General features: G+C 36.8%; 26 protein-coding genes. 11 read left to right on the forward strand and 15 right to left on the reverse strand.

Going from position 1 to position 24,014, the window contains the following annotated elements; translation table 11 throughout:
- Positions 1-45: 45 nt before the first annotated feature.
- Together ACWPVE_RS22150 and ACWPVE_RS22155 are read left to right on the forward strand one after the other, a co-directional pair.
- A complete protein-coding gene (locus ACWPVE_RS22150) occupies positions 46-642 on the forward strand; it encodes a YhcN/YlaJ family sporulation lipoprotein (RefSeq protein ID WP_453997210.1) in 597 nt (198 codons plus the stop codon).
- A 390-nt stretch (positions 643-1,032) separates the two neighbouring features.
- Positions 1,033-1,236, forward strand: a complete 204-nt coding sequence (locus ACWPVE_RS22155) for a YlaI family protein (RefSeq protein ID WP_453997212.1) — start codon at positions 1,033-1,035, stop codon at positions 1,234-1,236.
- 208 nt (positions 1,237-1,444) lie between these two features.
- On the opposite strand, the gene ACWPVE_RS22160 is transcribed toward ACWPVE_RS22155, so the two are convergent.
- The 3 genes from ACWPVE_RS22160 to typA form a co-directional block, all read right to left on the reverse strand.
- Positions 1,445-1,729: a hypothetical protein gene (locus ACWPVE_RS22160; RefSeq protein WP_453997214.1), complete on the reverse strand. Its 285-nt coding sequence runs from the start codon at positions 1,727-1,729 to the stop codon at positions 1,445-1,447.
- 14 nt (positions 1,730-1,743) lie between these two features.
- Positions 1,744-2,052, reverse strand: coding sequence for a YlaH-like family protein (locus tag ACWPVE_RS22165; protein ID WP_453997216.1), 309 nt, complete (start codon positions 2,050-2,052; stop codon positions 1,744-1,746).
- Between the two features lie 64 nt (positions 2,053-2,116).
- Complete coding sequence (typA, locus tag ACWPVE_RS22170) at positions 2,117-3,958, reverse strand: translational GTPase TypA (RefSeq protein ID WP_453997218.1); 1,842 nt, start codon at positions 3,956-3,958, stop codon at positions 2,117-2,119.
- A gap of 277 nt (positions 3,959-4,235) precedes the next feature.
- Between typA and ACWPVE_RS22175 the strand changes: the two genes are divergently transcribed.
- The gene (locus ACWPVE_RS22175; protein ID WP_453997220.1) at positions 4,236-4,421 is read left to right on the forward strand and encodes a YlaF family protein; all 186 of its coding nucleotides are present in this window, start codon (positions 4,236-4,238) and stop codon (positions 4,419-4,421) included.
- Positions 4,422-4,454: 33 nt separating this feature from the next.
- Here ACWPVE_RS22175 and ACWPVE_RS22180 read toward each other — a convergent pair whose 3' ends face one another.
- Positions 4,455-5,249, reverse strand: coding sequence for an inositol monophosphatase family protein (locus tag ACWPVE_RS22180; RefSeq protein WP_453997222.1), 795 nt, complete (start codon positions 5,247-5,249; stop codon positions 4,455-4,457).
- 199 nt (positions 5,250-5,448) lie between these two features.
- Entirely contained in the window at positions 5,449-5,637 is a 189-nt protein-coding gene (locus ACWPVE_RS22185) for a hypothetical protein (protein WP_453997224.1), read from the reverse strand.
- A 197-nt stretch (positions 5,638-5,834) separates the two neighbouring features.
- On the opposite strand from ACWPVE_RS22185, the gene ACWPVE_RS22190 reads away from it, so the two are divergent.
- Positions 5,835-6,470, forward strand: a complete 636-nt coding sequence (locus ACWPVE_RS22190) for a YktB family protein (RefSeq protein WP_453997226.1) — start codon at positions 5,835-5,837, stop codon at positions 6,468-6,470.
- Positions 6,471-6,575: 105 nt separating this feature from the next.
- Here the strand turns inward: ACWPVE_RS22190 and ACWPVE_RS22195 are convergent, their stop codons facing one another.
- Both ACWPVE_RS22195 and ACWPVE_RS22200 read right to left on the reverse strand, forming a co-directional pair.
- Positions 6,576-6,839 carry a UPF0223 family protein gene (locus ACWPVE_RS22195; protein ID WP_453997693.1) on the reverse strand — a complete coding sequence of 88 codons (264 nt, stop codon included), beginning with the start codon at positions 6,837-6,839 and terminating at the stop codon, positions 6,576-6,578.
- A 17-nt stretch (positions 6,840-6,856) separates the two neighbouring features.
- Positions 6,857-7,816, reverse strand: coding sequence for an NAD(P)H-dependent flavin oxidoreductase (locus ACWPVE_RS22200; RefSeq protein WP_453997227.1), 960 nt, complete (start codon positions 7,814-7,816; stop codon positions 6,857-6,859).
- A gap of 492 nt (positions 7,817-8,308) precedes the next feature.
- Here ACWPVE_RS22200 and ACWPVE_RS22205 point away from each other — a divergent pair, with 492 nt between their 5' ends.
- On the forward strand, positions 8,309-9,781 hold the full coding sequence (locus ACWPVE_RS22205) for an aminotransferase class I/II-fold pyridoxal phosphate-dependent enzyme (protein WP_453997228.1): 1,473 nt from the start codon (positions 8,309-8,311) through the stop codon (positions 9,779-9,781).
- A gap of 145 nt (positions 9,782-9,926) precedes the next feature.
- On the opposite strand, the gene ACWPVE_RS22210 is transcribed toward ACWPVE_RS22205, so the two are convergent.
- Entirely contained in the window at positions 9,927-10,043 is a 117-nt protein-coding gene (locus tag ACWPVE_RS22210) for a GapA-binding peptide SR1P (protein WP_453997230.1), read from the reverse strand.
- Between the two features lie 276 nt (positions 10,044-10,319).
- Between ACWPVE_RS22210 and ACWPVE_RS22215 the strand changes: the two genes are divergently transcribed.
- Together ACWPVE_RS22215 and ACWPVE_RS22220 are read left to right on the forward strand one after the other, a co-directional pair.
- Complete coding sequence (locus ACWPVE_RS22215) at positions 10,320-10,748, forward strand: DUF1885 family protein (protein WP_453997231.1); 429 nt, start codon at positions 10,320-10,322, stop codon at positions 10,746-10,748.
- Positions 10,749-10,988: 240 nt separating this feature from the next.
- Positions 10,989-12,527 (forward strand): glycine betaine uptake BCCT transporter, encoded by a 1,539-nt coding sequence (locus tag ACWPVE_RS22220; protein ID WP_453997233.1) that lies wholly within the window; start codon positions 10,989-10,991, stop codon positions 12,525-12,527.
- Positions 12,528-12,568: 41 nt separating this feature from the next.
- Here the strand turns inward: ACWPVE_RS22220 and ACWPVE_RS22225 are convergent, their stop codons facing one another.
- Positions 12,569-12,808, reverse strand: a complete 240-nt coding sequence (locus ACWPVE_RS22225) for a hypothetical protein (RefSeq protein ID WP_453997235.1) — start codon at positions 12,806-12,808, stop codon at positions 12,569-12,571.
- Between the two features lie 244 nt (positions 12,809-13,052).
- Between ACWPVE_RS22225 and ACWPVE_RS22230 the strand changes: the two genes are divergently transcribed.
- On the forward strand, positions 13,053-13,430 hold the full coding sequence (locus ACWPVE_RS22230) for a hypothetical protein (RefSeq protein ID WP_453997237.1): 378 nt from the start codon (positions 13,053-13,055) through the stop codon (positions 13,428-13,430).
- 81 nt (positions 13,431-13,511) lie between these two features.
- Here ACWPVE_RS22230 and lpdA read toward each other — a convergent pair whose 3' ends face one another.
- From lpdA to ACWPVE_RS22255, 5 genes are all read right to left on the reverse strand, one after another.
- Positions 13,512-14,921 carry a dihydrolipoyl dehydrogenase gene (gene lpdA, locus ACWPVE_RS22235; RefSeq protein WP_453997239.1) on the reverse strand — a complete coding sequence of 470 codons (1,410 nt, stop codon included), beginning with the start codon at positions 14,919-14,921 and terminating at the stop codon, positions 13,512-13,514.
- A gap of 5 nt (positions 14,922-14,926) precedes the next feature.
- Positions 14,927-16,216: a dihydrolipoamide acetyltransferase family protein gene (locus tag ACWPVE_RS22240; RefSeq protein WP_453997241.1), complete on the reverse strand. Its 1,290-nt coding sequence runs from the start codon at positions 16,214-16,216 to the stop codon at positions 14,927-14,929.
- Positions 16,217-16,359: 143 nt separating this feature from the next.
- On the reverse strand, positions 16,360-17,337 hold the full coding sequence (locus ACWPVE_RS22245; protein ID WP_453997243.1) for an alpha-ketoacid dehydrogenase subunit beta: 978 nt from the start codon (positions 17,335-17,337) through the stop codon (positions 16,360-16,362).
- Between the two features lie 3 nt (positions 17,338-17,340).
- Positions 17,341-18,450, reverse strand: a complete 1,110-nt coding sequence (gene pdhA / locus ACWPVE_RS22250; RefSeq protein ID WP_453997245.1) for a pyruvate dehydrogenase (acetyl-transferring) E1 component subunit alpha — start codon at positions 18,448-18,450, stop codon at positions 17,341-17,343.
- A 530-nt stretch (positions 18,451-18,980) separates the two neighbouring features.
- Positions 18,981-19,652, reverse strand: coding sequence for a YkyA family protein (locus ACWPVE_RS22255; RefSeq protein ID WP_453997247.1), 672 nt, complete (start codon positions 19,650-19,652; stop codon positions 18,981-18,983).
- Between the two features lie 198 nt (positions 19,653-19,850).
- Between ACWPVE_RS22255 and def the strand changes: the two genes are divergently transcribed.
- The 3 genes from def to rnjA all read left to right on the forward strand — a co-directional run bounded on the left by def (position 19,851) and on the right by rnjA (position 23,096).
- Positions 19,851-20,405 carry a peptide deformylase gene (gene def / locus ACWPVE_RS22260; RefSeq protein WP_453997249.1) on the forward strand — a complete coding sequence of 185 codons (555 nt, stop codon included), beginning with the start codon at positions 19,851-19,853 and terminating at the stop codon, positions 20,403-20,405.
- A gap of 807 nt (positions 20,406-21,212) precedes the next feature.
- Positions 21,213-21,422: a DNA-dependent RNA polymerase subunit epsilon gene (locus ACWPVE_RS22265; RefSeq protein WP_453997251.1), complete on the forward strand. Its 210-nt coding sequence runs from the start codon at positions 21,213-21,215 to the stop codon at positions 21,420-21,422.
- 6 nt (positions 21,423-21,428) lie between these two features.
- A complete protein-coding gene (gene rnjA, locus ACWPVE_RS22270; protein WP_453997253.1) occupies positions 21,429-23,096 on the forward strand; it encodes a ribonuclease J1 in 1,668 nt (555 codons plus the stop codon).
- Between the two features lie 176 nt (positions 23,097-23,272).
- Here the strand turns inward: rnjA and ACWPVE_RS22275 are convergent, their stop codons facing one another.
- Positions 23,273-23,941: a potassium channel family protein gene (locus ACWPVE_RS22275; RefSeq protein WP_453997256.1), complete on the reverse strand. Its 669-nt coding sequence runs from the start codon at positions 23,939-23,941 to the stop codon at positions 23,273-23,275.
- Between the last annotated feature and the right edge of the window lie 73 nt (positions 23,942-24,014).

Genomic DNA, 24,014 nt, shown 5'->3' on the forward strand with positions numbered 1-24,014 from the left:
AACAATAAAGTAAGAAAACATTTTGGACGATGGGAGGCAAAAACGGTGAGAATTATATATATCCTTCTGTTTTCAAGCATCATCTTGTTTATTTCTGGTTGCGGTGCGAATAATAACGCTCGTGAAAATGAAAAAGACGACCGTGTAAAGGTTCAAAATACAGTCGAAAACCATATCGACCGAAAAACAGGCCAAGAAATTGCGGCTCACTTAGTTGAAATTGCAACTAGTATTCCAAATGTCAATGATGCAACAGCGGTCGTCTTAGGGAAATTTGCCATTGTTGGGATTGATGTAGGTGCAAATTTAGAGCGCTCAAGAGTCGAGACGATTAAATATTCTGTCGCTGAAAGCCTCAAACATGACCCTTATGGTGCAAATGCGATCGTAATTGCGGATGCAGATACCTTTGAACGCCTACGTCAGATGGGAAAAGAAATTGAAAATGGTAGACCTGTTACAGGTATTTTAGATGAACTCGCTCAAATCGTTGGTCGACTGGTGCCTAATGTACCGAATGATTTACTTGATAATCAAAATACGGAACCAACAGAAACAAATGACAGTGAACTGAACAAAAAAGAGCAACAAAAAATTAATAAAAAACAACAAGAACAATCGAACAACAACATGGACAAATAAAAGCTCCAAGTAAAACAGTGTGAGGAATGCTATCTCACACTGTTTTTATATGTCCCTAAAAGACAAACTTTGTCAGAAAAGAACGGAATGTTGTATAATAAAAGAAAAGCGATAGGCGCACGTTTAACGGCGACAAGCACAAGACTAGCGCTGACAGAAGGTGATCCTCACCTTCCGAAGCGATTGGATTGTGACCTCGAGCCGTTTGCGCCTGGAGCTAGACATAAAAGAAAAGCGATAGGCACACGTCTAACGGCGACAAGCACAAGACTAGCGCTGACAGAAGGTGATCCTCATCTTCCGAGGCGATTGGATTTGTGACATCGAGCAGTAAGCCGTCTGAGCAAGACGTAAAAAAGATTACCGACAATACTTGAGGGGTTCAAAAATATGAAAGTTAAATGTGTAATATGTGATAAAATCGAAGAAATCGAGGATGATTCTAGCCTCGCTAAGCGACTTAGAAACCGCCCAATCCATACATATATGTGTCTAGAATGCCACGACCGTATCGAAAAAAGAACATATGAACGTATCGCTACAAACAAATTCAAACTTTACCGTAAAAAGAAAACAGATGATGATTGGTGGTAAAAACAACTCTGCAAGTCGCATTTAGAGTGAATTCCATCTAAATGCTTTCATCTTGATCACAAACGTAGTGTTAATACATCCAGTATTTTCTTAAGACAATGCTATTCTTATGTCACAAGCGTAATGCTACCGTAAATGTGCTCCATGCGCAAAAAATTGTTAAAAATCGATAAACCAAAAGCCGAGCAGATTTGCTCGGCTTTTACGTTTACTCGTAATTTTGATATCTCTCTGGATTTTGACTGATTTGATCATGCATGACCTCGATTAATTCAGTTGGGAATCTTGCACTTTTCGCTTCTCCATCTATCTTATATTTCACAAGGTACATAACATCATTTTTTTGGATTTCGATATCTTCCAGCTTAAACTCGTTTACTAATATATCCTCAAAAAGGTCAAAGGTCTCTTTTGCAGCTTTATCATCTGGCCTAGCCTCTGCAACAATTTTGATGGTTAGCCAATTATATATCGCATCCTGCAGGGATTTCATATGATTGCCTCCTTTTATTGGACTTGACTTTGCTTTGTTTGATGCAGTCTAATTTTATAAATCAATAATAAAAGAGCGGCAATCGCTAATCCTTCTGCTATCGGTAAAAGAGAACCTAATAATGTCAAAACAGTACAACCTAAAGCTAAAAAGATATAAACGACAATGTTTTTTAGTAACGGGAGCTTTCTTGCAAAGCCCAGATTATATACAATTATGGTCAAAAGCAAAATCACAACATATAAAATATTTGCACCTGTTTCAGGTGTTGTATTACTGTAGATGATTTTTGCAATTGGCCACATTTCATCAATAATATCCACACTTTCCCCTCCTTATCCCATTTTCCTATCCTAAAAGTATCAAAAAGGGACAAGGTTCACAACATTATTGATTAACTTCTGCAAGTTTTTTTCGTTTTGCTGCTTTTTCACGTTCATTTTTATCAAGAATTTTTTTACGTAAACGAATGGATTCTGGAGTTACCTCACAATATTCATCATCATTTAGGTATTCAAGTGATTCTTCTAGTGACATAATGCGTGGCTTTTTCATTGTTGTTGTTTGATCCTTATTCGCTGAACGCATGTTTGTCATTTGTTTCATTTTTACAATATTAACTGTTAGGTCATTCTCGCGAGTATGCTCTCCAACAATCATACCCTCATACACTTCTGTACCTGGTTCAACAAAAATCGTACCACGGTCTTCAATCCCCATAATTCCGTATTGGGTTGCTTTTCCAGATTCCATTGAAACAAGTACACCCGCTCTACGACCGCCAACATTACCTGAAGCCATTGGTTTGTAGCTGTCAAACGTATGATTTAAGATACCAAACCCTCTAGTTAGTGTTAAAAATTCAGTTGTGTAACCGATTAGTCCACGGGCAGGTACCATAAAAATAAGACGTACTTGACCATTACCATTGTTAATCATGTCTAACATTTCACCTTTACGTGCTCCAATTGATTCCATAATGGCACCTGTATGTTCTTCTGGAACATCAATTTGAACACGCTCAACTGGCTCGCAACGAACGCCATCGATTTCTCTGACGATAACTTCTGGTTTAGACACTTGAAGTTCATAGCCTTCACGACGCATATTCTCGATTAATATCGATAAATGAAGTTCTCCTCGACCAGAAACAATCCATGCATCTGGAGAATCTGTATTTTCAACACGTAAGCTTACATCCGTTTGAAGTTGTGCACGAAGGCGTTCTTCAATTTTACGAGCTGTTACAAATTTCCCTTCACGTCCGGCAAATGGACTATTGTTTACTAGGAATGTCATTTGAAGTGTCGGTTCGTCAATGTGAAGAACTGGTAATGCATCTTGGTGCTCAATCGGACAAACTGTTTCACCAACATTAATATCTTCCATACCAGATACTGCGACAAGGTCTCCTGCTTTTGCTTCTTGGATCTCAATACGTTTTAAACCTGAGAAACCGAAGATTTTTGTTACACGGAATTGTTTTACACTACCGTCCAATTTCATAAGGGCAACTTGTTGGCCAACATGCATGGTCCCTCTAAATACGCGACCAATTCCAATTCTTCCTACATAATCATTGTAATCAAGAAGTGCTACTTGAAATTGTAATGGTTCTTCACTGTTATCAACTGGAGCAGGAATGTTCTCAATGATACAATTGAATAATGCTTCCATATTCTCATCTTGCTGATGAGGGTCTGTACTTGCAGTTCCATTAAGTGCCGAAGCATAGACAACTGGGAACTCCAATTGTTCCTCAGTAGCATCAAGTTCAATAAATAAATCAATGACTTCATCAATGACTTCTTCTGGGCGAGCGAAGTCACGGTCAATTTTATTCACTACAACAATTGGTGTAAGATTTTGTTCTAATGCTTTCTTTAATACAAAACGAGTTTGTGGCATACAACCTTCATAAGCATCGACAACCAACAGTACGCCATCAACCATTTTCATAATACGCTCAACTTCTCCACCGAAGTCAGCGTGTCCAGGGGTATCCATGATATTTATACGAGTACCCTTAAAGTTAATAGCTGTATTTTTGGCGAGAATGGTGATACCACGTTCACGCTCGATATCATTTGAATCCATTACACGTTCATCTACATGTTCATTTGAACGGAATGTTCCTGATTGGTGTAGCATTGTATCAACAAGTGTCGTTTTACCATGGTCAACGTGAGCGATTATTGCTATATTTCGTAAGTCATTACGTAGTGTCACGATTTCACATCTCCTAAGATCAAATTAAAGAATTAAATTTCATTTTACATTTTTTTACTATTAAAAAATGAAAGACTTAAACATTATATACCAAACAGTAGAATTAATACATATAAAAATGTAAAATAATTAAGGATTGCACAAGCCCTTGCTTAGCCACACAAACGAGTGTTCTGAAAATGTAAAGTTTTCTTTAACCTTTGTTGCCACAGGTTATTAGACCTCTGAGGCTAGGCGCTAAAAGCATGACATTCCATAGGAAAGGAGCTCAAAAGGAATGAAAAATGTAAATATCCCGTTGCTTCTTATTGCAATTTCAGTAGCAGTTTGTATTATGCTTATTGGTGTAGCGGTAGCTGAAAGAAGTCTCCTTGGTATTATTTTGTCTATTATTGCAGTAATTATAGTGACAGGTTTAGGCTTTTCGACAAAGAAAAAAATGCGTGAAAACGGCAGACTCTAATTCTGCCCTTTCCACGCTCTTTTTTTTTAAATCTTATTTCCTCTTTAAAAATTTAGTAAAAATTTCCTTATGTAAATTTGGTCTGGCCACAAATACACTATTTTCAACTAAAAAATTTAATGGTTCTCCATCTAGAGTAGTAATAGCACCACCCACCTCATTCAACAACACGACGCCTGCTGCAAAATCCCAAGGGGACAGGCGCATAGTGATGTACACGTCTATTCTTCCCGTAACGACATAAGCCAGCTCGAGTGCAGCTGAACCGTAGGAACGTGTTCCACGTACAGCGTTTACAATTGGAACAAGAATCTTAGGGTCAATTCGCTTATTTTCGGTTACCCACGTGGCATTTATAGCAACAATTGCTTTTTCAAGTGGGACATCACCTAAAGGCTCTATTTTAGAGTCGTTAAAATATGCACCTCGGCCTCTTCTAGCATGATAGAGCTCATCATGGATCACATCATATATAAGTCCAATTTGCCCTACTCCGTCCTCATATACAGCAACTGAAATCGCAAAATTACGCTGTTGGTGTATAAAGTTCATAGTGCCATCGATTGGGTCAATTATCCATGTGATCCCTTCTAGTGTTTGTATTTTATCCCCCAAACCCTCTTCGCCAAGAATTTGATGTGAAGGGAAGGTTTCATGAATTTTCTCGATAAAATATTGTTCCGTTTCCTTATCCATATTGGTTACAAGATCATCAGGATTAGATTTTGTTTCCACAACGAGCTTCGTTTTAAACGAATCACGAATCCGCTCCCCCGCTTCTTTTATCCAATGTTTTGCATATGTATCGATTTCATCCCAATTAACCATTTTTCAACCTCACTTTTCTTATCCCAAGGAATAGTATACGCTTTTTATTCTACTTTAAAGATTACTTTACTTACTTAGTGGAAATCAAGCAATAAGAAAAGCGAATCATGTAAGATTCGCTTCAAAGTGTAGACATAGTCAAACTTGACTTTGTCTATACTCGTTTTTATAGGAAATACTAGTATGATTCACTTTGCTATTATGCTTCAAGTTTACTCATTTCTTGACTTAATTTTTGAAGTCTCTTTTTACATTCAGCTTTTTTCTTATCATCATTTTCAATCATCGCATCATAAAGGGTTGCCAATTCATAGTCTACTTCCAAACGTAACACAGCCAAGCGTTTTTCTCCGTCTCTTCTTTTAAAATCATTCATCACTTGTTTCAATCTTCTGCACCCCTTTCATCTTTTTAAATCTCATCTTCCTCTAATGACTGATACTTCTAGTTATCTTATACTATGAAAAAACAATAACATTGTAACAAATATGTGCGAATACCTAGATAAGCCTCAAGCAAGTTAGTGCAGATTTTCCGATACTTTTGGTAAAATACGAATAGACATATCAATAGGAGGATACCTAAATGGCTTTTACAGGGTTTACAAAAGAGGATTTTGATGTTTTTACAATAGATGGACTAGAAAACCGTATGGATGCACTTATTACACATGTGCGACCTAAATTAGAGGAATTAGGATATCATTTTGCCCCCACGCTATCAAGTCTTACAGGAGATGAAATGTTTCCACACGTAGCTAAACATGCACGTAGGACTATTAATCCACCTAAAGATACTTGGGTAGCTTTTGCTAATAATAATCGCGGCTATAAAATGCTGCCTCATTTCCAAATCGGCTTGTGGCATACACATCTTTTTGTTTGGTTTGCTGTTATTTATGAGGCACCAATCAAAGTTGAATTTGGAAAAAAATTAATGGAGTATTCAAAGAAAGTTAGAGAAAGTGTCCCTAGCCATTTCCAATGGTCTGTTGATCACACAGTACCAAATACTTTCACTCATCATGATCTAAACGAACAAGAACTGGAATCAATGTTCACACGACTACAAAAGGTTAAAAAGGCAGAAATTCTTTGTGGAGTGACTATTTCTCAAGATAAAGTACTTGAAATGAATGGTGAAGAATTGATACAAGTAATTGATGAAACTTTCAGAAAGTTAATTCCATTATATCAGCTTGCGCAAGAAAGTTCAAAATAAGTTTCAAATAAAACTTCTAATTTCGACAAGCTTACATCAAAAAGGGATGTCCTATTTAATTAATAAGACATCCCTTTTACTATGTATCCGTTTCTGTTAGACACATTACATTTTAATCAATTCCGTATTTTGTTTTGCTTTTTGAATAACACGATACGCAGAATAACCACTGGTTTCTTCAAATTCTCCGCAAACCTGTTTTTCCTCCGCTTTACTTGGTACAATTTCTTTAAAGCGTTTATAAGCCTTCATTATTTGTTCCCTTGCAACACCCTTTTCATATGCCATTTCAACACATTCGAAAAAGGTAATCACATCAACAACTTCATCTGTGCTCCAATCCAAAGAAATCGGATATTGGTAATCCAAATCCAACTAACTCACCTCTATTTACTCCATTTGTTTCTGATTTGCTCCGCCTCTAAGATGATGCGCTCAAATAATTCAGCGACTGTCGGTTCATCTTTAATCAGGCCCATCACTTGCCCAGCCCAAGCAAAACCACCATCAAGCTTCCCATCATAAATATAACTCTTATTAGCTTGACCACTTATATATTCCTTTAATCCTTCATACCCCTTATTTGCCTCTTCCAATTGGAGGATCTTGGAGGTCCATTCATTCGATATCGCCCGGCCTGGTGCACCTAATGAACGTTTTATCACGACTGTATCATTCTCCGTTCCTTTTATCAATGCCTCTTTATAAGCTTGATGAGCATGCACGCATTCTTTCGTTGCAATAAATCGAGTTCCCATCTCTATACCCTCTGCCCCCAAGCTCAACGCTGCCATTAAGCCACGTCCATCCCCGATTCCACCAGAAGCAATAACAGGGATGGATACAGCATCTACCACCTGTGGAATCAGGACCATTGTTCCGATATCCTGTCTGCCAAGATGGCCACCACCTTCTTGACCCACCACCATTACAGCATCTGCTCCTAATTCTTCCGCCTTTTCAGCTTGCCTTCTAGCCGCAACTAGGACAAGCTTTTTTGTATTTACACCTTTCAATTGTTCAAAAATAGGTGCTGGATTTCCTCCTGTCATTGTAATAACAGGTACCTCTTCTTCAATCGCAACTTCAAGCATTTCAGAAAAGGGTCTACCATGTTGTCCGATCGCATAGTTAACCCCAAATGGTTTATTAGTAAGTTGTTTAACCTTTTTAATTTCACTTCGAAGTTCTTCAGGAGTGTCAAGTGACATGGCGGTGATTTGTCCTAGACCTCCTGCATTTGAGACCGCAGCCGCTAGTTCAGAATAGGCTAAATATGCAAGTCCTCCTTGTATAATTGGATACTGAATACCTAATATAGTAGAAACCTTTGTTTCCCAATTCATTCTATTCCCCACCTTTCCTCTAATCCATTTCGATATGACTTCTCGATACTCCTCTTTTTTCTTATTATACATAGGATAGTAAAGTGGTTACTAATATTTAAAGCAAAGTTTAACAACTATATAAATGTTTAATAATCTCCAGTTGTGACAATTTAAAAAAGAGAAATATTTTTGTATGCAAATTAAATAAGAAGTGCTATAATTCACTTGTTTTATGTGTCGAACGTGAAGGAACGCTGTAATATGGACAATACCTATCTCAAGCTACGTTCAACATGAACGTTAATGTATGCTTGTCCTTAGATACACCTTGCATTTTCTTCGGATGACTAAGTTACCTGTACATCCCTACTCTTTGTATATGTCAAAAAAAGCATAAGTTTGTGATAGTGACTTGTGAGCACTAATGGTTAGTAACCTAATGGGATAGGTGCTGGAACTAGTTGGGAAAGACATTAATTTGAAATTTAATTAAAGAGGTGTGATGATCAATTGTCACAAAATGAAACACCATTATTTACTGGCCTTGTTGAACATGCAAAAAAGAATCCGATTCAATTCCATATACCTGGCCATAAAAAAGGGACAGGAATTGACCCAGAATTTAGAAATTTCATCGGCGATAACGCCCTTTCAATTGACCTGATTAACATTGGGCCTCTAGATGACCTTCATCAACCAAAGGGAATGATCAAGCAAGCCCAAGACCTAGCTGCACAAGCTTTTGGTGCAGATCATACATTCTTTTCCGTACAAGGCACAAGCGGAGCGATTATGACGATGGTTATGGCCGTTTGTGGCCCTGGCGATAAAATCATCGTACCTAGAAATGTGCACAAGTCTGTTATGTCTGCGATTGTTTTTTCTGGTGCAGTACCCATTTTCATTCATCCAGAGATCGATAACACATTAGGAATTTCTCATGGAATCACAATTGATTCAGTAGAGAAAGCATTAGAACAGCATCCTGACGCAAAAGGACTGCTCGTTATTAATCCTACCTATTTTGGGATTTCGGCTGACCTTAAAAAAATTGTAGATCTAGCTCATACCTATGATATACCTGTACTCGTTGATGAAGCACATGGTGTTCATATTCATTTTCATGATGGACTACCAATGTCAGCCATGCAGGCTGGTGCTGACATGGCCGCAACTAGTGTACATAAACTAGGTGGTTCCATGACGCAAAGTTCAATATTAAACGTAAAAGAGGGCTTAGTATCACCTAATCGGGTTCAATCCATTTTAAGTATGCTAACAACTACGTCTACCTCTTACCTATTATTAGCTTCCTTAGATGTCGCAAGAAAACAATTAGTTACAAGAGGTTATGAACTTATCGAAAATACGATTCAGTTAGCGAATTATATGCGGGATAAAATTAATGAAATTGAAAACCTATTTTGTGTCGGGCGTGAAATCCTTGGTACAAAAGCTACATTTGATTTAGATCCAACAAAGCTAATTATTTCGGTGAAAGATCTCGGGATAACAGGTTCGGATGCTGAACTTTGGCTTAGAGAAACATACAATATCGAAGTTGAGATGTCCGATCTCTACAACATACTTTGTATCGTTACACCTGGAGATACAAAAAAAGAGGCTGATTTGCTTATTTCTGCTCTTGCAAAACTTACTGAAGAAGTAGCAGACCTGTCAGAATCAAAATCCGTTCCAGAAGTGTTACTACCAGATATTCCTGTTCTTGCTTTATCACCGCGCGATGCATTTTATTCTGAAACAGAGGTTGTACCGTTTGATGAATCTGCAGGTAGGGTAATTGCAGAATTTGTCATGATTTATCCACCAGGAATACCAATTTTTATCCCTGGGGAAATCATTACAGAGGAAAATTTATCATATATTCGAACGAATATTGAGGCCGGCCTTCCAGTACAAGGACCTGAAGATGCTGAATTACACTTTTTACGTGTCATCAAAGAACACAGGGCAATTAGGTAACTTGGATGCTTTATTGTTAATTGCTAGAGACTCGCAGGCTGTACCTATACCTTCTGGATTGACAAGTTGATTCCTAGTGACGCTCGTATCAAACCAAAAGAAAAGCATGCAATTTTTTTGCATGCTTTTTCATATGATTTATTAGTTATTTATCTTCTTGTTGACAATCGCAATGGTCGCACGTTGAATAAAGTGTAGTAACCTTCTCATATTCAAAATGCTCGATTGTTTCGCTACAAGTTTGACAGATGATGATTCCCATTATTCAAAGCCCCTCTCCCAAAATAGTTTTTTAACTAATCTTGAAAACGCTTTATGTTTTATTAATTATATAATAGTATGTCACATTAAGTTCGTCAATAGTTAATTATGTTATATTATTTGTATTTTTTAGCAAATTGTAATCATATTTGCAACCTATCATCATACAATATGTTCATTGTACAATCTTTGGTTGTAAGCGATGTCTTTTAAATGCTAGAATAATAGTGTTAGTACAGTATGATTATCTACATAAACTTGAGTAGGAGTGAAGAGTTTGGTAAACGCATACATAAAACTTGTTCCTGCATCAAATGTACAGAGTATTTCACTTGATGATGTTAAAGACCTTTTTACCTATTACAAAGAGATCACCGGTAAAACTGGTCAGCAACTAGATTGGGATTATGACAATGCTGCATTTCCATACGAAATAAAAGAAGTAAATCAACAAAACAATTGGTTTTATTTAAAATCAGATCACCAAAAGTACCACGCAATTGTCGTAGGGGTCGGTCAAGAAAGTCTCCAGGATGATAATGGTGAAAAATTGGAGCGACCCTACATTCAAGTAAACCTACCAGCCAACTCAACTGCTGGTGATAAAGGAAAAGCAAATGAATTTTGCAAGTTTTTAGCCAAAAAACTTGCAGGGGAATTACATCTGTTCAATGGACGAATTATGTATTTCTATAAACGCAAATAGCCGATAAGGCTATTTTTTTTTGGCCTTAAAATGGGAGTCCACTTTGTCGCAGTTTTAGAAGAATGAGTTCAATAGCATAAACATCTTCAAACACATTACCCTATTATCTGTGGAGAATTAGATAGCCTCACTGATTGATGTTAGTTCGAATATTCCTCCTTGCTTTTACGAATACTTTACTGGAAGGAATAAATGGCAGGCAATCTTAGAGCTTATTTTTACAGGTGAGGAGGCATTAATATGAAAAAATTTACTCCTGTATTTACGATATCCGTGATTATTGCCATCATTTTTATTGTATGGGGTGTCATTCCTGCGAGCTATTTACCAAATGCTAATTTAGAAAATGTTGCCACTTCGGTCCAATCTTTTATTATTGAGAAATTTGGTTGGTTTTATTTACTATCTGGTACCGCTTTTCTTGTATTTTCGCTTGTCTTGATATTTACGAAATACGGAAATATCAGACTTGGTAAAGATAATGAAGAACCTGAATATCCGTATATGAGTTGGTTTGCAATGTTATTCAGTGCTGGCATGGGAATTGGTCTTGTATTCTGGGGTGTTGCAGAACCCCTCTACCATTATCACACGCCGCCGGCTGGCGCAGGCATCACTGACGAAGCAGCACGTGTTGCACTAAGATATTCCTTTTTTCATTGGGGTCTTCATCCATGGGGAATCTATGCGGTGATCGCTCTTGCACTAGCTTATTTCCAATTCAGAAAAGGATCACCAGGTTTAATTAGTCAAATTCTACGGCCTGTATTTGGTGATAGAGTGGATAAAAAACTAGGGGTTTTCATTGATATTCTAGCTGTTTTTGCCACTGTTTTTGGAGTAGCAACCTCATTAGGGTTAGGAGCCATTCAGGTAGGTGGAGGGTTTGCCTATTTATTCTCTGGGATTGAAAATAATGCTGTCACGCAGTTGATTGTCATCGCCATTGTTACTGTACTGTTTATGTTGTCAGCACAAACAGGTCTTAATAAAGGAATCAAATATTTGAGTAATTTAAATATTATCTTAGCCATTTCGCTAATGTTTTTCCTTTTATTTGCTGGCCCAACTAATTTTATTATGGATCTTTTTACAACAACCATTGGTGCTTATCTTCAAAACTTACCATCCATGAGTCTTCGCTTAAGTCCATTTACCGAAAGCACGTGGGTTCAAGATTGGACAATTTTTTATTGGGCATGGTGGATCGCATGGGCACCTTTTGTTGGTTCCTTTATCGCTAGAATTTCTAGAGGTCGTACAGTTCGGGAATTTTTAATTGGAGTGCTTACGGTTCCAACTATTTTTAGTGCATTATGGTTTTCTGTATTTGGAGGTTCTGGGATTTATCTTGAATTTTTCGAGAATATAGATGTCATGTCGATCATGAATGAGAGAGGCATGGAAGTTGCCCTTTTTTCAGTACTTGAAAACTTCCCGTTTTCCATCATATTATCTAGTCTCGCGATTTTCTTAATTTGTACATTTTTTATAACATCAGCAGATTCTGCTACATTTGTACTTGGAATGCAGACGACAAACGGAAACCTAAATCCACCTAATTTGATTAAATTTATCTGGGGAATTATCCAATCAGCATCGGCTGCAATTCTTCTGTGGGCAGGTGGTTTATCCACACTTCAGACGGCATCTATTATTGCTGCATTTCCATTTACGATCGTGTTAATCTGTATCATGATTTCTCTGCTTAAATCTTTTAAACAGGAACAAATTATTATGTACAAGGTAGTGAATCCAGGAAAAGATACGAAAGAATAAGCAACCAAAAACAGACCATATCTACACGGATATGGTCTGTTTTAAGTAATAGCCCAAAATAGTTTTTCAAAGGTAAAAAAACTTAAGAATGTGATGATTGTTGTTAGAAGAGAACTTTTTCGTGTTAAACCAATTTTAATTGCAATCAGAAAAGCAAAATAACAAAAAATGATTAACAAAATTGCTTTTGCTACTAAACTGTCAGATCGAGATAGCCATGTAACGAATGAAAATATACTCCAAATTAACACCTGAAATAATCCAATAACATAGACCTTCATGGCAATGCTCTCCTTTTACTAACTATGCATGTTTGCTTGTCTTTATATATTTATTTTTACTATATAAATTATATGCAATAAAAAATGGTAGTATTTTTCATTTTCGTAACAAATCGATGACATCGAAAAGAATGATTCCAATACATGTTAGAATAAAATTATCTGAAATATAGGTGTTTTGTATTATTCAAATAGCTGGAATGTCCTATACTTTTAACTATTTTATGGAAGAGTGATTATAAAAATGAAACCTTCTATTCTAATCATACTTTCTTTTTTTATACTTGCCTCTTGTTCTTCTTTCAACAATCAGCAACCACTACCAGAAAACAATGAAAAACAAATTATTTTCTTTTCAGATGTGGAGAACTTACGGAATGAGAGCAGTTATTACGATGCCTTATTGGAGTTAAGAGCTAAATATCCAACAGAAATTGAAAACATGAAGGTAATTTCTTCTGATGATAATCGACAATATACGAATTATCAGGTGGAAGAATTTCCTTCATTATTAATTATTCAACACAATAAAATCCTTGCAAAAATCGAAGGGATTGTTGAAAAAGACGATATTATTACTCCTCTTGAGGATATCCTATCAACATCGACAAGTTCAAACTAAGAATACTCGTTTAAAAATACCCATTTGAATTTTTATCAAAATAAAAATCGCCCCAATTACTTGGAGCGATTTTTTCTTCATTTATTTTACAATGTGGATTGGAGTTCCTAAAGCAACTTCAGCTGCTTCCATTGTAATTTCACCTAAAGTTGGGTGTGCGTGAATAGTCATAGCAACATCTTCTGCAGTCATACCTGCCTCAATTGCTAGACCAAGCTCAGCAATAATATCTGACGCACTCTCACCAGCTACTTGAGCACCAATGAGAAGGCCATCTTCTTTGCGAGTGATTAGTTTCACAAAACCGTCAGTTGCTTCAAGAGCAAGTGCACGACCATTTGCTGCATATGGGAATTTAGATGCAACATAGTCAAGACCTTCGTCTTTTGCTTGTTGTTCTGTGTAACCAACAGTTGCTAGTTCAGGATCTGAGAAGACAACAGCTGGAATTCCTAAATAGTCAATCTCAGAAGGCTCACCTGCGATTGCCTCTGCAGCGATTTTACCTTCATAAGATGCTTTATGTGCTAATTGAGGTCCTGGAACAACGTCACCAATCGCATAAATATTACTTACACTTGTACGACATTGTTTATCAATTTCAATAATGCCTCTTTCGTTCATTTTAACGCCTGCAAGCTCTAAACCAAGCTCATCAGTGTTTGGACGACGACCAACCATTACGAATACATAATCAGCATCAATTGAATGTTCTTCACCGTTTGCTTCATACTTCACAGTTACGCCATTCTCTGTTTCTTCAACACCTTTAGCTAATGCCTTCGTAACAATTTCTGCACCTTTTTTCTTCAGGTTCTTTTTAACAACTTGAGTCATTTGCTTCTCGAAACCAAGAAGAATGTCATCTGCTCCCTCAAGGATTGTTACTTGTGATCCGAAGTTTGCATAAGCTCCACCAAGTTCAATACCGATAACTCCGCCGCCGATAACAACGATTTTTTCAGGTACTTCTTGTAGAGCTAATGCTCCAGTTGAATCTAAAACACGTTTTGAATATTTAAATGATGGAATCTCGATTGGACGAGAACCAGTAGCAACGATCGCATTTTTAAACGTATACGTTTGTGCTGAATCTTCGTTCATAACACGTAGAGAATTTGCATCAACAAAGTATGCTTCCCCTTGTACAACGTCGATTTTATTACCTTTTAATAATCCTGCTACTCCACCGGTTAATTTTTTAACAACACCATCTTTGAATGCTTGTACTTTTGAAAAATCAAGAGTTACATTTTCAGCTTTGATTCCCATTGATTCAGAATTTTTAGCTGTTTCATAACGATGTCCTGCGGAGATTAATGCCTTAGAAGGGATACATCCAACGTTAAGACAAACACCACCAACAGTGCCTTTTTCTACGATAGTTACCTTTTGTCCCAGTTGCGCTGCACGAATGGCTGCAACATATCCACCTGGTCCGGCACCAATTACTATTGTATCAGTTTCGATTGGGAAATCTCCTACTACCATTTGAATTACGCCTCCATTAATAATAATTGTGGATCATTTAACAAACGTTTAATTTGGTTGAGTGCGTTTTGTGCGGTAGCACCATCAATCATACGGTGATCAAAGCTTAATGATATAGCAAGTACTGGAGCTACAACAATTTCACCATTCTTAACAACAGGTTTTTCTGCAATACGACCGATTCCTAAGATTGCAACCTCTGGGTGGTTAATTACAGGAGTAAACCATTGTCCACCTGCTGAACCAATATTACTTATTGTACAAGATGCACCTTTCATCTCATCTGGAGCAAGCTTACCATCACGAGCCTTACCTGCTAATTCATTAATTTCATTTGAAATAGTAAAGATGGATTTGCGATCTGCATCTTTAACAACTGGTACAAGTAGTCCGCGATCTGTATCAGCTGCAATACCAATATTGTAGTAGTGCTTATGAACAATCTCATCTGTTGCATCGTCAAGAGATGTATTTAAAGCTGGGAATTCACGTAATGCCGAAGTTAATGCCTTCACTACGTATGGTAGGTATGTTAATTTAATACCTTTTTCAGCTGCAACTGCTTTGAATTTTTTGCGGTGTGCAACGAGTTCTGTCACATCTACTTCATCCATTAATGTAACGTGTGGAGCAGTATGTTTAGAATTAACCATTGCTTTTGCAATTGCTTTACGGATTCCACTCATCTTTTCACGAGTTTCTGGGTATTGGCCAGCTGGAATTGGTTGTTTCGCTGCAGTTTTTGCAGTTTCTTGTGTTGCTGTTTCTGGAGCCTCAGCTGCTGTTGTTTCTTGAGCAGCAGGTGCACCGCCAGATACAAACGCATCAATATCCGACTTCATTATTCTACCATTATCGCCACTACCTGCAACCTTTTTGATGTCAATTCCTTTTTCACGTGCATATTTACGAACAGATGGCATCGCGATAACACGACGGTTTTCATCCACTTCTGCAGCTGGTGCTGTAGCAGCTGGTTGTTCTGCCTCTTGTTTTGGTTCTTCAGCTTTAGGAGCATCGTCAGATTCTTCACCTTTAAATTGGATGTCTTCATATCCAGGAGCATCAAATTTAATAAGTGTGTCACCTACTACTGCAACTGTTCCTTCCTCTACAAGAATGTCTAGAACTTTCCCCTTAACAGGAGAAGGAATTTCAACTACTGCTTTATCATTTTGGACTTCACATAGTACATCGTCCTCGTTTACTTCATCGCCTGGTTTAACAAACCATTTTACGATTTCACCTTCATGGATACCTTCACCGATATCTGGCAACTTAAATTCAAATGCCACGGTATTCGCCTCCTAAATTGTTAGTTTCATGTAAAAAGAGCCAATAGTGTACAGCTTTTCGTATGTTTTTTTCATCAAGTCTAATAGCTTATACACCATAGGCTTTTTATGTTCTAAGTAAGGATTTAATCCCTAATTATTGATTAAAAGTTCAATACTTTCTTAGCTGTTTCTAAAACATCTTTAAAGTTTGGTAACCAAACTGTTTCAGCTTGTGAGAATGGATATACTGTATCTGGTGCAGCTACACGTAATACAGGTGCTTCTAGGCTTAAGATTGCACGATCGTTGATCTCAGCAACAACGTTAGCAGCAATTCCAGCTTGTTTTTGAGCTTCTTGAACAACAATAGCTCGTCCTGTTTTTTCAACAGAAGCAATGATGGTTGGAATATCTAATGGGCTTACCGTACGTAGGTCAATAACCTCAGCAGAAACGCCCTCTTTTTCTAATTCAGTTGCAGCTTTTAAGCACTCATGTACCATTGCACCATATGAGATCATAGTAAGGTCTGTACCTTCACGCTTCACTTCTGCTTTACCAATTTCAATTGTGTATTCACCTTCAGGAACCTCTTGGCGGAATGAACGATAAAGTTTCATATGCTCAAGGAAGATAACTGGGTCATTATCACGAATCGCAGAAATTAATAAACCTTTTGCATCGTAAGGCGTAGATGGGATAACAACCTTAAGTCCTGGTTGTTGTGCCATTAATCCTTCTAAGCTATCCGCGTGAAGTTCTGGTGTATGTACACCACCACCAAATGGTGAACGAATTGTAACAGGAGCATTATAACGGCCACCTGAACGGTAACGCATACGAGCTAATTGACCACTAATGGAATCAATAACCTCATAAACAAACCCAAAGAATTGAATCTCAGGGACAGGGCGGTAACCTTCAAGGCTTAGACCTACCGCAAGTCCACCAATTCCTGATTCAGCAAGTGGCGTATCAAATACACGATCTTCACCGAATTCAGCCTGTAGACCTTCAGTAGCACGGAACACACCGCCGTTAACACCAACGTCTTCACCAAAAACTAAGACGTTTGGGTCATTTTTTAATTCTGTGCGTAACGCATCAGTGATTGCTTGAATCATTGTCATTTGCGCCATGGCTTACTTCGACTCCTTCGCTTTATAGATTTCCATTTGCTCCTCTAAATTATGAGGCAGCTCTTCGAACATATGTGAAATTAAGTCAGTAACCTTTTGCTTAGGTGTTTCATCTGCTTTTTTAATCGCATTTTTAATATCTTCTTTTGCTTCTTCAATGACTTGGTTTTCAATTTCTTCGTTCCAGATACCTTTACCTTCAAGATACTTACGGAAACGAACAAGTGGATCTTTCTTTTCCCATTCATTGTCGAGCTCAGCCGTACGATATCTTGTTGGATCGTCTCCAGCCATTGTATGTGGACCATAACGGTATGTCATTGTTTCAATTAGAGTTGGACCTTCACCATTAATTGCGCGTTCACGTGCTTCTTTAACAGCAACGTATACAGCAAGTGGATCCATTCCATCAACTTGAATTCCAGGAATACCAGCTGCAACAGCTTTTTGAGCTAATGTAGGAGCTGCTGATTGTTTTTCAACTGGAGTAGAGATTGCAAAACGGTTATTTTGTACGATGAATACAGCTGGTGCTTTAAATGCACCTGCAAAGTTGATTCCTTCATAGAAGTCACCTTGTGAAGTACCACCATCACCTGTATAAGTAATCGCAATTGATTTCTTACCACGTTTCTTCATACCTAATGCTACACCAGCACACTGTATGTATTGTGCACCAATAATGATTTGTGGAGAAAGTACGTTTACTCCTTCAGGCATTTGGTTTCCATGGAAATGTCCACGTGAGAATAAAAATGCTTGGTATAATGGTAAACCATGCCATACGATTTGAGGTACATCACGGTAACCTGGTAGAATGAAATCTTCTTTTTCTAATGCAAATTGTGATGCAAGTTGAGAAGCTTCTTGACCAGCAGTTGGTGCATAGAAACCTAAACGTCCTTGACGGTTTAAAGAAATGGAACGTTGATCAAGAATTCTTGTATAAACCATTCTTCTCATTAATTCTTTTAATTGATCATCACTTAAATCAGGAACAGCAGCTTTATTTACTACTTCTCCTTCTTCATTTAAGATCTGAAACATAGGAAAGTTTTCAGCAACTTTTTTCAGTTGCCCTTGTAAATCAAAGACATTTGCTTTTACAGCCATCTTTTCTCGCTTCCTTTCTTACCCTATTTTCTAATATCAAAATATGCCTCGGTGGTTTTCACCTTGGTTCTTAACTTTATTATGGTGAGAACCAATGAAATAAAGTTAACTTGATACAAAACATACAGCATTAGGTTACCCAAAAATATAACTTTTCAAAGACTCTTTTTATCCATTTAGTAATGACCTGTAGAAGAAGCGATAATACGCCATGCTCGAAAAGGATATTTTTATTCCTAAATAAATCTGTATTAATTATTTTAGAAAAGCAATTGATACAACTGCCTTATTTCCATAACCAAGTTTACAACAACGTAAGACACACGTCAAATTGTTTGTTTACTGTTTTTGTTGTGGTTTTTTATTTTTTATTTTTTCTCATAATTCCCTTTTTACTCAAACTGTACCAGTACACATTTTTTACCTGTACTATAAAAACTCTATGTATATTAGTATATCTTTAAGAAAACTCGAAAAAACGGTATAAGAAAAGGGCTACCATTTAATGATAGCCCTTTTCTATTCGTTTTTTATTCTTCTTTCATTTCAACTTTTAGTCCCGCATTTTGATAGAACGAAATCTTTGCTTTATTGTATTGGTCTGTAAGTTGATTAAATGTTTCATTTGCTGTCACTACTTTTTCATATGTCTCATTAATTAGATTGATTTGTTGTTCTAATTCTTCCATCGTTAATTCTTCATTTTGAAACATTTCATACAGCTTCTTATCATGTTGAGTGGCTTCTTTGTATGATTTATATAATTCATCATAACTATCATAACGCTGATTCATCAATGTGACTAAATCATTTGCCTCTTTTTTTACCTTCTCATCATTAATCTCTTGAATGATGGATTCAACCTTTTGAAATTCTTTTTTAGAAGCATTGATACTCTCTTGTTCATTATTGATTCTTGTCTCACGATCCGCGACAACTGTCAAAGCTTCATTAGATAAAGAAACAATTTGTTCAAATTCCTTCATTCCTAAAGTTAAAATTTCATCGTAAAGCGCTTTTTCTTTCTTCTCAAGTTCGACTAATGGATTTTGTTGTTCTTCGAAGTCCTTTTCAATCGATACAACCTTTTCTAATGTCTCATACATTTGTTCTTCAGGTGAGGGACCGCCCATGCACCCCATTAGAAGAAAACTCATAAGAATGAAAAGAAAGACAATAATACCCGTTTTATTTTTCACCATCTGCTCCCCCTTAGTTACTTCCAATATACTATATTATAATACGATTTCCTAATATATTTTTGTTTAAACGATATTAATATATGAGCTTATACAAGCTTTAGAACTCAGGTTCAACTCATACTTTTGTATTTTCAATTAAACGTACCTCTGGTAAACTTAAGCTAAAAAAAGCATCATCAAGAGCAGGAAGTGATAATTATGATAACGATGGAAAATATTATTCGTGAAGGTCACCCAACATTACGTAGGGTTGCAGACGAGGTACCATTACCCGCATCTGCAGAAGATCGTAAAATACTAGAAGAGTTAATTGAATATGTTATCAACAGTCAAAATCCAGAAGTTGCTGAAAAATATGGACTTAGACCAGGAATTGGACTTGCGGCACCGCAAATTAACGTCTCAAAACGAATGATCGCTGTGCATCTTCATGATGAAAATGGTGAGCTATATAGTTATGCATTATTTAATCCAAAAATTATTAGTCATTCAGTGAAAAAAAGCTATTTAACAAGTGGAGAGGGTTGCTTATCCGTTGACAGAGCGGTACCAGGCTATGTTCCTCGTTATGCAAAAATTAAAGTAAAAGGGACGACACTTGATGGTGAGGAAGTGATCTTGAAACTTAAAGGATTACCAGCTATCTGTTTTCAACATGAAATTGATCATTTAAATGGAATTATGTTCTATGACCACATTAATAAAGAGAACCCGTTTGCCGAACCAGAAAATGCGATTCCAATTGAACGATAAATTAATTTCCGCAATCCTTCCTATGTTAAAGGAGAAAATGAGTATCGATGTGTAAGTCATATCGGTACTTTTTTATATTATCCTGTTATAGCAAACACGGTATTATTGAAACTGCATATTACTCTTATTAGGAGGAATTACGCAAACTTTCTTAGCATCTCCAACTAAAGGTTATGCCACACGTCGTTTGTAAAATAATGCATCCCTCCTATTTATACTCCTTTGTCACTATATTTCTACTTTCCAATTATTTGCCTGATAAAGTACTCCATTTTTCCACATAATATAGACAAATATAGTAATCGTTAAAGTTTAAAGTCTAAGAAAAAAGGAGATGATAGTCATGCTAAAAAAGTTACGGAAAAAGTTACTCAAGCAATGGCAGGATTTATTAAAAAGGAAAACAATTGCCTAAGAACATTTTATAAAGTTTCACCTAGATAGTCACAGACAAACAAACCATCAAGAAGGTTGCCAGAGAACCTTCTTGATGAACTGATTTGTAACCTCAACAGCACGTGATACGCTAGACATAATTACTCACCTTTTGTGTGGACTCTATATACTATCATTTTCATTAATGTTATAATTAATTTTTAGGTGTGCGGTTTTTTTGTTCTTCAAATATCTGACTTAATTCGGATAAGTCAAAGAATTTGCCTCTAAGACACCCCTCTTTTTTTACCTATTCATTCTCTTTGATAAGAATAATTTAGGAAAAGAAAGAAAAAACATGAAAATCATGTTATATTTTTATATAATAGAAAAAGTTACTCTAACTTTCGGAAATTAAGGAGAGATTTGGCAATGATTTTTAAAATTTACTATCAAGATGATGCAAATGAAGTTCCAGTAAGAGAAAATACAAGAACCATGTATGTTGAAGCAGAATCTCAAGTTGAGGTACGCAAGAAACTAATGGAACGGAAAATTAACATTGAATATATTCAAAAGGTGGAAGGTCCATATCTTGAATATGAAAAACTAGATGAAGATTATAAAGTATTGGAGATTTGATGAATTATGAAATTTGTTAAGAACGATCAAACAGCTGTTTTCGCCTTAGGTGGACTCGGGGAAATTGGTAAAAACACTTATGGCGTACAGTTTCAGGATGAAATTATCCTGATCGATGCTGGAATTAAATTTCCAGAGGACGAGCTGTTAGGAATCGACTATGTCATTCCTGATTACAGCTATTTAGTCAAGAACGAAGAAAAGATTAAGGGGCTATTCATCACACACGGCCATGAAGACCATATTGGTGGGATACCTTATTTATTGCGTGAAATTAATGTACCAATCTACGGAGGTAAACTTGCTTTAGGTTTAATTCGGAACAAATTAGAAGAGCACGGTCTACTCCGCCAAGCAAAGTTAATTGAAATTAAAGAAGATGACATTATAAAATTCCGCAAAACATCGGTTACGTTTTTTAGAACAACCCATAGTATCCCTGATTCTTATGGAATTGTAGTGAAAACCCCTCCAGGACAAGTTGTTCATACGGGAGATTTCAAATTTGATTTCACTCCTGTTGGCGAGCCAGCAAACTTACAAAAAATGGCTGAAATCGGTAAAGATGGAGTACTATGTTTATTATCTGATAGTACAAATGCTGAAATACCACATTTCACGATGTCGGAAAGACGAGTAGGCGAAAGTATTCACGATATTTTCCGTACGGTAGATGGTCGAATCATCTTCGCTACTTTTGCTTCCAATATTCATCGTCTCCAGCAAGTTGTTGAAGCTGCTGTTCAAAACGATCGGAAAATTGCTGTGTTCGGAAGAAGTATGGAATCTGCGATAACCATTGGATATGACCTTGGTTATATTCAATGCCCAAAAGATACATTTATTGATGCGAACCAAATCAACCGCCTTCCTGCTAATAAGGTAGTTATTCTTTGTACAGGTAGTCAAGGTGAACCTATGGCAGCCCTTTCAAGAATTGCGAATGGTACACATCGCCAAATTCAAATTATTCCTGGGGATACTGTTGTGTTTTCATCATCTCCTATTCCAGGGAATACACTTAGTGTTAGTCGAATCATTGATATGCTTTACCGTGCTGGCGCAGATGTGATACATGGACCACTAAGTAATATCCATACATCTGGTCATGGGGGACAAGAGGAGCAAAAATTAATGCTTCGCCTCATGCAACCAAAATATTTTATGCCAATTCACGGCGAATACAGAATGCAAAAAATGCACGCGAAATCTGCTGTCGATTGTGGAGTACTAGAAGAAAATTGCTTTATTATGGATAATGGTGAAGTGCTTGCGTTAAGTGAGAATGAAGCTTCTGTAGCAGGAAAAATTCCTTCAGGCAATGTATATATTGATGGTAGTGGGATTGGTGATATCGGTAATATTGTATTACGTGACCGCCGTATCCTATCCGAAGAAGGCCTTGTCATTGTTGTAGTAAGTATTAATATGAAAGACTTTAAAATTGCGGCAGGTCCTGATTTAATCTCTCGTGGTTTTGTGTATATGCGCGAGTCAGGAGATTTAATCAATGATGCACAATCCTTGATTACTAAACATTTAAACAAAGTAATGGAGCGTCGCACTACACAATGGTCTGAGATAAAAAATGAAATCACAGATACTCTTGCGCCTTTCCTTTATGAGAAAACAAAACGCCGTCCAATGATCTTACCGATTATTATGGAGGTATAAGATATACCTTTTTTGCACTTATATTCAATGTTGATTCCCACTGATCCTAGTTCAGTGGGTTTTAAATTATAAACGCTCATATTAAATTGCCTCACTCAAGCCTAGTAAAAAACAAAAAAAGACTATCCAAGTTGAAACCTTTTATAAAAATTAAAAAAACGCCCCATTTGGGACGTTTATTCTTCTTCAATTAAATTCTTTTCAAAACGACTGATGTCAGTATCGGCCCCGATCATAATCAGGATATCTCCTTTATGTATAAGCTCGGTTGCCTGAGGGGACACAATAATATTCTTTCCCCTTTTGATCGCAACAATCGTTACTCCATATTTTGCTCGCACATTTAAATCAATAAGGGATTTTCCATCGATTTTATTACCAGCCACAATTTCAATAATGCTATGTTCATCTGATAGTTCTAAATAGTCTAGTACATTATTAGAGATAATATTATGAGCAATCCGTTTTCCCATGTCTCGTTCTGGGTGGACGATGCGGTCCGCACCTATTTTACTTAGTATCTTCTCATGATAATCGTTTTGGGCTTTCACCCAAATTTGTTTAACGCCTAATTCTTTTAAAATGATGGTCGTTAATATACTTGCTTTCAAATTGTCTCCTATTGCAACTATGACAAGGTCGAAATTTCGAATACCAATACTTTTTAGAACAGATTCATCCGTTGAATCGCCTACAACCGCATGCGAAGCAATCGTAGAGTATTCATTGACTCGATCTTCATCAATGTCCATCGCCATTACTTCCATACCTTCATCGCTCAAGGCGCGGCAGATACTCCCTCCAAAACGACCAAGGCCAATTACCGCAAATTCCTTTTTATTCACTACTATTCCTCCAAATTTTAGATACCATTGATTGTATCATACTAACTCTATATTTTTAAAGCACTACCTATGC

This window comes from Bacillus nitroreducens (assembly GCF_964021195.1).

Coding starts and splice junctions, on each gene's coding strand:
- ACWPVE_RS22155 (WP_453997212.1), top strand. CDS start 1,033: ATGAAAGTTAAATGTGTAATATGTGATAAAATCGAAGAAATCGAGGAT.
- ACWPVE_RS22160 (WP_453997214.1), bottom strand. CDS start 1,729: ATGAAATCCCTGCAGGATGCGATATATAATTGGCTAACCATCAAAATT.
- ACWPVE_RS22175 (WP_453997220.1), top strand. CDS start 4,236: ATGAAAAATGTAAATATCCCGTTGCTTCTTATTGCAATTTCAGTAGCA.
- ACWPVE_RS22180 (WP_453997222.1), bottom strand. CDS start 5,249: ATGGTTAATTGGGATGAAATCGATACATATGCAAAACATTGGATAAAA.
- ACWPVE_RS22190 (WP_453997226.1), top strand. CDS start 5,835: ATGGCTTTTACAGGGTTTACAAAAGAGGATTTTGATGTTTTTACAATA.
- ACWPVE_RS22200 (WP_453997227.1), bottom strand. CDS start 7,816: ATGAATTGGGAAACAAAGGTTTCTACTATATTAGGTATTCAGTATCCA.
- ACWPVE_RS22210 (WP_453997230.1), bottom strand. CDS start 10,043: ATGGGAATCATCATCTGTCAAACTTGTAGCGAAACAATCGAGCATTTT.
- ACWPVE_RS22220 (WP_453997233.1), top strand. CDS start 10,989: ATGAAAAAATTTACTCCTGTATTTACGATATCCGTGATTATTGCCATC.
- ACWPVE_RS22225 (WP_453997235.1), bottom strand. CDS start 12,808: ATGAAGGTCTATGTTATTGGATTATTTCAGGTGTTAATTTGGAGTATA.
- ACWPVE_RS22230 (WP_453997237.1), top strand. CDS start 13,053: ATGAAACCTTCTATTCTAATCATACTTTCTTTTTTTATACTTGCCTCT.
- lpdA (WP_453997239.1), bottom strand. CDS start 14,921: ATGGTAGTAGGAGATTTCCCAATCGAAACTGATACAATAGTAATTGGT.
- ACWPVE_RS22245 (WP_453997243.1), bottom strand. CDS start 17,337: ATGGCGCAAATGACAATGATTCAAGCAATCACTGATGCGTTACGCACA.
- pdhA (WP_453997245.1), bottom strand. CDS start 18,450: ATGGCTGTAAAAGCAAATGTCTTTGATTTACAAGGGCAACTGAAAAAA.
- ACWPVE_RS22255 (WP_453997247.1), bottom strand. CDS start 19,652: ATGGTGAAAAATAAAACGGGTATTATTGTCTTTCTTTTCATTCTTATG.
- def (WP_453997249.1), top strand. CDS start 19,851: ATGATAACGATGGAAAATATTATTCGTGAAGGTCACCCAACATTACGT.
- ACWPVE_RS22265 (WP_453997251.1), top strand. CDS start 21,213: ATGATTTTTAAAATTTACTATCAAGATGATGCAAATGAAGTTCCAGTA.
- rnjA (WP_453997253.1), top strand. CDS start 21,429: ATGAAATTTGTTAAGAACGATCAAACAGCTGTTTTCGCCTTAGGTGGA.